We start from the raw sequence: 7,360 nt of genomic DNA on the forward strand, positions 1-7,360 counted from the left end.
CGAGTCTATGTTCGGTGCCTGGCAGTTTAAGCCAGCCAGAATCGGCTGGCCAAACCTTGTGCGTCAGCGCGGCCAGCGTTTGGGCAGTTGGGCTGCGTGCTCTTGTGCCTTACGGTACTCGGCGTCCAGTCGTGCAATCAGTTGATCGACGCTCGGCAGGTCGTCGATTTCGCCCACGCCCTGGCCAGCAGACCAGACGGTTTTCCAGGCTTTGGCTTCATCGCTCAAGGGTTTGAGCTTGGAACCGAAGTTGACTTCACCCTTGCCTTGCAATGCGTCTACGTCAAAACCAGCGTTTATCAGGCTTTGGCGCATGAAGCTTGCCGGAACGCCAGACACCGCTGGAGTATGGACAATATCGGCAGCCCTGGAGGTCAGCAGCATCTCTTTATACGCTTCAGGTGCATGGCTTTCGGTTGTGCCGATAAAGCGTGTGCCAAAGTAGGCCAGATCCGCACCAAGCAATTGCGCAGCGAGAATCTCGTGGCCGTGGTTCAGGCAGCCGGCCAGCAGCAGGGTTTTGTCGAAGAACTGACGAATCTCGGCAATCAGCGAGAAGGGGCTCCAGGTCCCGGCGTGGCCACCGGCGCCTGCTGCTACGGCGATCAAGCCATCGACCCCGGCCTCTGCGGCTTTTTCCGCATGACGACGGGTCGTCACGTCGTGAAATACCAGGCCGCCGTAGCTGTGCACCGCGTCGACCAACTCCTTCACCGCGCCAAGGCTGGTGATCACGATCGGGACTTTATGCTCGATGCAGATCGCCAGATCCGCTTGCAGGCGCGGATTGCTGTTGTGAACGATCAGGTTCACCGCATACGGCGCTGGGTTCTCCAGTAGCACCAGGCCCGCTTCGATCTCCTCCAGCCAGGCTTTGAAGCCGCTGCTTTCACGCTGGTTCAGCGCTGGAAAGCTGCCGACCACGCCATTACGGCAGCAGGCGAGCACCAGTTGCGGATTGGAAATCAGGAACATCGGCGCCGCCACGACAGGCAGACGCAAACGTTGTTCGAGCAAAGCGGGCAGCGACATTGGAAGTACCCCGATAAGTTGCGACTAATTAGGATTAAAACGGCCGTACGACGACCAAAATTACAATAGCCAGCAATATCAGAACTGGCACTTCATTGAACCAGCGATAAAAGACATGGCTGCGGGTGTTTTCGCCACGGGCAAAACGTTTTACCTGCGCGCCGCACATGTGGTGGTAGCCGATCAGGATCACCACCAGGGTCAACTTGGCGTGCATCCAGCCTCCCTGGCCAAAGTAGGCGCTGGGGTTAAGGCTGATCAGCCAGATCCCGAAGGCCAGCGTGGCGATCATCGCCGGGCCCATGATCCCGCGGTACAGTTTGCGCTCCATGATGCTGAAGCGTTCCTTGCTGATGCTGTCTTCACTTTGCGCGTGGTAGACGAACAGGCGCGGCAGGTAAAAAAGTCCGGCAAACCAGCAGACCATGCTGATGATGTGAAGCGCTTTGAGCCACAGATAAAGCATTTTTGGTTATTCCCAGGTTCACGGTAGCCCGAATAGTAGAGGCTTGCGCCTCCGTACGTCACCTTGACGGTTGTCGCAGGGCGGTGCGCGCCCTATTATCGACGGCTTTCCAGTGGGTTCGTTGAGGGCAGGTTTATGGTCAAGGTCGGTATCGTCGGCGGCACGGGTTACACCGGAGTCGAATTGCTGCGTCTGTTGGCACAACATCCGCAAGCTGAAGTGGTAGTGATCACTTCCCGATCCGAGGCCGGCCTGGCTGTTGCCGACATGTACCCTAATCTGCGAGGCCACTACGACGGCCTGGCGTTCAGCGTTCCAGACATCAAAACCCTCGGTGCCTGCGACGTGGTGTTCTTCGCCACTCCGCACGGTGTAGCGCATGCGCTGGCCGGCGAATTGCTGGCCGCCGGGACCAAGGTCATCGACCTGTCGGCAGACTTCCGCCTGCAGGACGCTGAGGAGTGGGCCAAGTGGTACAACCAGCCGCACGGTGCTCCAGAACTTCTGAAGGAGGCGGTTTACGGCTTGCCGGAAGTCAATCGCGAGCAGATCAAGCAAGCACGTCTGATCGCGGTTCCGGGTTGCTACCCAACGGCCACTCAACTGGGTTTCCTGCCGTTACTCGAAGCAGGTCTTGCCGATACTTCGCGCCTGATCGCTGACTGCAAGTCAGGTGTCAGCGGTGCTGGCCGTGGCGCAAGCGTCGGTTCGCTGTATTCCGAAACCTCCGAGAGCATGAAGGCCTATGCCGTTAAAGGGCATCGCCACTTGCCGGAGATTCGCCAAGGGCTGCGTCGCGCTGCCGGCAAGGACGTCGGCCTGACTTTCGTGCCGCACCTGACGCCAATGATTCGCGGTATTCACTCCACGCTCTATGCAACTGTGGTTGACCGCTCCGTGGACTTGCAGGCGCTGTTTGAAAAGCGCTATGCCAACGAACCGTTCGTCGATGTCATGCCTGCTGGCAGCCATCCGGAAACCCGTAGCGTGCGTGGCGCCAACGTTTGCCGTATTGCGGTTCATCGTCCACAGGACGGCGATCTGGTGGTGGTGCTGTCAGTGATCGACAACCTGGTCAAAGGTGCGTCGGGTCAGGCAGTGCAGAACCTGAACATCCTGTTTGGTCTGGACGAGCGCCTGGGCCTGTCCCATGCAGGCATGCTGCCTTAAGAGCGGCCGCTAGCTGCAAGCCTGTAGCTACAAGCTTGCAGCTTTAAACTTGTAGCTTGCCGCTGCTCCTAGAATAGTTGACCGATTTTCTGGGAGAAGCGGATAATGCGCGTCATCACGCATTATGGCGGCGTAACGCCGGGAGATAGTCAGCATGAGCGTCGAATCCTTCACCCCCACGGCTTTGCAATTCACCCACGGTGCCGCGCACAAGGTGAAGAGCCTGGTCGATGAAGAGGGTAATGATCGCTTGAAGCTGCGCGTATTCGTTACGGGCGGCGGTTGTTCAGGGTTTCAGTACGGCTTCACATTCGATGAAGAAGTGGCCGATGACGACACCATCGTCGAGCGCGAAGGCGTCAGCCTGGTTGTCGATCCGATGAGCTTCCAGTACCTGGCAGGTGCCGAGGTGGATTATCAGGAAGGTCTGGAAGGTTCGCGTTTCGTGATCAAGAACCCGAATGCCACCACGACTTGTGGTTGCGGATCTTCGTTCTCGATCTGACCGCACCTCAGTGCATCACAAAACGCCGCATGGCCTCACGGCCCTGCGGCGTTTTGCTGTCCGGCGTTCAGGCGGGATAGATGGCGCCGAGGACACGTAAGCCGCGAGCACCAGTGACACTTGGTCGATTGGCCGGGATGTTTTCGAGGCAGCAATGGGCCAGCCAGGCGAAGGCCATGGCTTCGACCCAGTCAGGGTCTACGCCGTAAGCCGCAGTGCTGCTGACCTTGGCGTTTGGTAGCAGGCTGGCGAGGCGGGCCATCAGCGTTGCGTTATGGGCGCCACCGCCACACACCAGCAACTCTTGCGTATCAGCTTGTGCGGCTTGCAGCGACTCGACGATGGTCAGCGCCGTCAGCTCAAGCAATGTGGCTTGTACATCTTGCGCAGCAAATGCAGGCAGGTGTGCCAGGTGTTGTGTCAGCCATTGCAGATTGAACACTTCGCGGCCGGTGCTTTTGGGCCCCTTGGTCAGGAAAAATGGATCGCTGAGCAAGGCTTTCAGCAAAACCGGCTCTACGGTGCCGCTTGCGGCCCACTGGCCGTCACGGTCGAAGGTTTCAGCGCGTTGCTGGTGAATCCAGGCGTCCAGCAGGACATTACCTGGGCCACAGTCAAAACCCGAGACGGGCTTGCCGGTCTCGATCAGGCTGAGATTGCTGAAACCGCCGACGTTCAAGACCGCACGGTTGCCGCTGCGCTCTTCAAACAAGGCTTCATGAAAGGCTGGAACCAGCGGCGCGCCTTGCCCGCCCGCAGCCACGTCGCGGCTACGGAAGTCACTGACGACGGTGATTCCGGTCAGTTCGCTCAGCAGGGCGGGGTTGCCGATTTGCACGGTGAAGCCGCGTGCAGGCTCGTGGCGAATGGTCTGGCCGTGGCTGCCGATCGCCCGCACGTCGCAAGGTTTCAGCTGTTGGTCCGCGAGAAGGGTGTTGATGCCCTGGGCGGCCAGTTTCACCCAGTTTTGCTGGGCGATGGCGCTGCGGGCGATCTCGTCAGGCCCGCTGGCGCACAAGCCAAGCAGCTCGGCGCGCAGGGATTCGGGCATGGGAATGTAGTGTGTGGCGATCAGTTTGATCGCCACAGCGTGTTCGATCAGGGCAATGTCCAGGCCATCAAGGCTGGTACCGGACATCACACCTATATAGAGCGCCATGGCTTAGCGCTTTCTCGAAGCCAGCAGGGTGGTTTTCTCTTGCTCCATGCGCGCCATCAGCGGCTGGCTTTGTTGCAGGAAGCGCGCGCGCTCAGCCTTGGCGATCGGATCGGCCATTGGCAGCTTCTGTCCCAGCGGGTCGACGTGAACGCCGTTGACCTGGAACTCGTAGTGCAAGTGTGGACCGGTAGACAGGCCGGTAGTGCCGATATAACCGATCACCTGGCCCTGCTTGACGTTGCCGCCAGTCTTGATGCCTTTGGCGAAGCCCTGCATGTGACCGTACAGCGTACGGTAGGTGTTGCCGTGCTGAATGATCACGGTGTTGCCGTAACCGCCGCGGCGACCGGCCAGCAGTACTTTACCGTCACCGGCAGCTTTGATCGGCGTGCCGCGAGGCGCTGCGTAATCGACGCCTTTGTGCGCGCGAATTTTGTTCAGAATTGGATGCTTGCGGCCCATGGAGAAACGCGAGCTAATACGGGCGAAGTCCACCGGCGTACGAATGAACGCCTTGCGCATGCTGTTGCCGTCGGCCGTGTAGTAGCTGCTGTTGCCTTGCTTGTTGGTATAACGCACGGCGGTGTATGTCTTGCCGCGGTTGGTGAAGCGGGCGGAAAGGATGGGGCCATTGCCGACAGCTTTGCCGTTGACGACTTTCTGTTCGTAAATCACATCGAACTCGTCACCCTGGCGAATATCCTGGGCGAAGTCGACGTCATAGCCAAACACGCTGGCCATGTCCATGGTGAGGCTGTGGGACAGGCCGGCACGCGCTGCGGATTGCGAAAGCGAGCTGTTGATCACGCCGTGAACATAGGCGGAGCGCACGGTTGGCTTGGCTGTAATGCGGTTAAAGGTATAGCCCTTGGCGTTTTTGCTCAGGCTGATGCTTTCAACGTCGCTGATCTTGCTGTGCAGGTTGGTCAACTGGCCGTCGTGGCCCAGCTCGAACTCGAGTTTCTGACCGTGTTTAAGCTGGGTGAACTGCTTGGCTTGCTTGTCGCTGGCCAATACGTCGTGCACCGAAGCGGCCGGAAGTCCGACTTTCTCGAACAGTGTGGAGAGGGTGTCGCCTTTGGCAACGATCACTTCTCTGTGGCCAGGCGCTTTCTTCTCTTCTGCGACCGGTGCCGGGGCTGCTTGAGCCGTGTGTTTGCTGTCGTCGGTGCTGTTTTCGATCTGTGCGAACGGAGATTCGACCGGCTCGTTTGTGGCTTGAACGGCGTCAGCAGCGTCTTGATCTTGTGTCAGTTGTGAAGCGGGGCTTTCCAGTTCAAGGCTCAGGGTTGTCTTTTTGGCTTCAACGTCACTGGAAGGGAATACCAGGAGCGCCAGGCTGAGGAGGGCGGCGATGCCACTTGCCGCGAGCAGGTGGGTCTTCGGATAAAGCGGCGGCGCTTTAGACGGTTCTGTGGTCATAGGTAATTTGACTTTGGAAAAGATGAATTGGAAAAGATGAATGACATGATGAAGATGAAATAACTGTATAAAATATAACCAAATCATCTCTTAAGCAAGTCGCGAATGCTCTGCTCGCGGATTGGCGTCCGTGCGCCGGGCAAAACTTGTATTTGGTGCGCGATCTTGTATGGTTGGTTCCCTTTGAATCTGAGCCTTGCGGGTCTGTTATGAAGTCGGTTGAAGAGCAGCTAGCGCTGATTAAACGTGGTGCGGAAGAACTGTTGGTCGAGTCCGAGCTGATCGAGAAGCTCAAGCGCGGCCAGCCGCTGCGTATTAAGGCTGGCTTCGATCCGACTGCGCCGGATTTGCACCTGGGACACACGGTGCTTATTAATAAGTTGCGCCAGTTCCAGGATCTGGGTCATCAGGTGATCTTCCTTATAGGTGACTTCACCGGGATAATCGGTGATCCGAGCGGCAAGAGTGCGACCCGTCCTCCGTTGACGCGTGAGCAGGTTCTCGAGAATGCCGAGACCTACAAGACTCAGGTGTTCAAGATTCTTGATCCGGCGAAAACCGAGGTGGCTTTCAACTCCACCTGGATGGATCAGATGGGGCCTGCGGATTTCATTCGTCTGACCTCGCAATACACTGTGGCACGCATGCTTGAGCGTGATGATTTCAACAAGCGCTATTCGACCAATCAACCAATTGCTATTCACGAGTTTCTGTATCCGCTGGTTCAGGGGTATGACTCGGTAGCGTTGCGCGCGGATGTCGAGTTGGGCGGAACTGATCAGAAGTTCAACCTGTTGATGGGGCGCGAGCTGCAGCGCAGCTATGGTCAGGAGGCTCAGTGCATTCTGACCATGCCATTGCTCGAAGGGCTGGATGGCGTGAAGAAGATGTCCAAATCGTTGGGCAACTACGTCGGTATCCAGGAAGCGCCGGGCGTCATGTACGGTAAGCTGGTTTCGATTCCTGATGTGCTGATGTGGCGCTACTTCGAATTGCTCAGCTTCCGCTCCATGGATGAGATCAATGCATTGCGTGCAGATGTCGAAGCTGGCGCCAATCCGCGGGATGTCAAAATCAAGCTGGCTGAAGAGATTGTTGCGCGCTTCCATGGCGAAGAGGCTGCAGCGAATGCGCACCGTGCTGCGGGTAATCGTATGAAGGAAGGCGAGTTGCCGGATGATCTGCCAGAGATCGAGCTGACTGCGACTGAAGATATGCCGATTGCAGCTGTGCTTAATAAGGCAGGGCTGGTGAAGAACTCGGCGGTCGCGCGCGACCTGCTTGGTTCGGGAGGTGTGCGTATAGATGGTGAGGTGGTTGATCGCACCTTTATATATGCATTGGGCGCAACCCATGTTTGCCAAGCCGGAAAGAAGGCATTTGCGCGTATTACGCTTAAATTCGAGTAAGGCTGAAATTAGGGGTTGACGGCAGATTCTGGAAGTCTATAATTCGCCCCACTTCCGGCGCAGTCGAAACGGAAAGCTCCTTGGTAAACAAAGAGTTATGCAGTTTTCGGCAGCGGTTGCGCTTCAGTTCATCGAAGCCCGAAGGAGTTGGTAAGGCAGTGTGTTTTCGCCTTATTAACGGTTCGATCTTCTCGGTC

At 57.6% G+C, this 7,360-nt stretch carries 8 protein-coding genes; 3 read left to right on the forward strand and 5 right to left on the reverse strand.

Going from position 1 to position 7,360, the window contains the following annotated elements; all coding sequences use genetic code 11:
• Positions 1–63: 63 nt before the first annotated feature.
• Both ACIPIN_RS27125 and hemJ read right to left on the reverse strand, forming a co-directional pair.
• Complete coding sequence (locus ACIPIN_RS27125; protein WP_401124238.1) at positions 64–1,032, reverse strand: NAD(P)H-dependent flavin oxidoreductase; 969 nt, start codon at positions 1,030–1,032, stop codon at positions 64–66.
• A 34-nt stretch (positions 1,033–1,066) separates the two neighbouring features.
• The gene (gene hemJ, locus ACIPIN_RS27130) at positions 1,067–1,498 is read right to left on the reverse strand and encodes a protoporphyrinogen oxidase HemJ (protein WP_123424121.1); all 432 of its coding nucleotides are present in this window, start codon (positions 1,496–1,498) and stop codon (positions 1,067–1,069) included.
• A 135-nt stretch (positions 1,499–1,633) separates the two neighbouring features.
• Between hemJ and argC the strand changes: the two genes are divergently transcribed.
• The gene (argC, locus tag ACIPIN_RS27135; RefSeq protein ID WP_401124241.1) at positions 1,634–2,668 is read left to right on the forward strand and encodes an N-acetyl-gamma-glutamyl-phosphate reductase; all 1,035 of its coding nucleotides are present in this window, start codon (positions 1,634–1,636) and stop codon (positions 2,666–2,668) included.
• Positions 2,669–2,822: 154 nt separating this feature from the next.
• Entirely contained in the window at positions 2,823–3,173 is a 351-nt protein-coding gene (gene erpA / locus ACIPIN_RS27140; RefSeq protein WP_007906865.1) for an iron-sulfur cluster insertion protein ErpA, read from the forward strand.
• Between the two features lie 67 nt (positions 3,174–3,240).
• On the opposite strand, the gene ACIPIN_RS27145 is transcribed toward erpA, so the two are convergent.
• Together ACIPIN_RS27145 and ACIPIN_RS27150 are read right to left on the reverse strand one after the other, a co-directional pair.
• On the reverse strand, positions 3,241–4,332 hold the full coding sequence (locus ACIPIN_RS27145) for an anhydro-N-acetylmuramic acid kinase (RefSeq protein ID WP_401124245.1): 1,092 nt from the start codon (positions 4,330–4,332) through the stop codon (positions 3,241–3,243).
• Positions 4,333–4,335: 3 nt separating this feature from the next.
• Positions 4,336–5,754: a peptidoglycan DD-metalloendopeptidase family protein gene (locus ACIPIN_RS27150; protein ID WP_401124248.1), complete on the reverse strand. Its 1,419-nt coding sequence runs from the start codon at positions 5,752–5,754 to the stop codon at positions 4,336–4,338.
• A gap of 209 nt (positions 5,755–5,963) precedes the next feature.
• Between ACIPIN_RS27150 and tyrS the strand changes: the two genes are divergently transcribed.
• The gene (gene tyrS, locus ACIPIN_RS27155) at positions 5,964–7,163 is read left to right on the forward strand and encodes a tyrosine--tRNA ligase (protein WP_401124249.1); all 1,200 of its coding nucleotides are present in this window, start codon (positions 5,964–5,966) and stop codon (positions 7,161–7,163) included.
• On the opposite strand, the gene ACIPIN_RS27160 is transcribed toward tyrS, so the two are convergent.
• On the reverse strand, positions 7,150–7,360 hold a 211-nt coding region (locus tag ACIPIN_RS27160), incomplete at its 5' end, for a hypothetical protein (RefSeq protein WP_401124251.1). The genes tyrS and ACIPIN_RS27160 overlap by 14 nt on opposite strands.

The organism is Pseudomonas sp. NPDC087697, from assembly GCF_044743155.1.
Taxonomy (GTDB): domain Bacteria; phylum Pseudomonadota; class Gammaproteobacteria; order Pseudomonadales; family Pseudomonadaceae; genus Aquipseudomonas.

What these genes read in the sequence shown, in the direction of transcription:
- ACIPIN_RS27150 (WP_401124248.1), bottom strand. Translation starts at nt 5,754, where the DNA reads ATGACCACAGAACCGTCTAAAGCGCCGCCGCTTTATCCGAAGACCCAC.
- tyrS (WP_401124249.1), top strand. Translation starts at nt 5,964, where the DNA reads ATGAAGTCGGTTGAAGAGCAGCTAGCGCTGATTAAACGTGGTGCGGAA.
- hemJ (WP_123424121.1), bottom strand. Translation starts at nt 1,498, where the DNA reads ATGCTTTATCTGTGGCTCAAAGCGCTTCACATCATCAGCATGGTCTGC.
- erpA (WP_007906865.1), top strand. Translation starts at nt 2,823, where the DNA reads ATGAGCGTCGAATCCTTCACCCCCACGGCTTTGCAATTCACCCACGGT.
- ACIPIN_RS27125 (WP_401124238.1), bottom strand. Translation starts at nt 1,032, where the DNA reads ATGTCGCTGCCCGCTTTGCTCGAACAACGTTTGCGTCTGCCTGTCGTG.
- ACIPIN_RS27145 (WP_401124245.1), bottom strand. Translation starts at nt 4,332, where the DNA reads ATGGCGCTCTATATAGGTGTGATGTCCGGTACCAGCCTTGATGGCCTG.
- argC (WP_401124241.1), top strand. Translation starts at nt 1,634, where the DNA reads ATGGTCAAGGTCGGTATCGTCGGCGGCACGGGTTACACCGGAGTCGAA.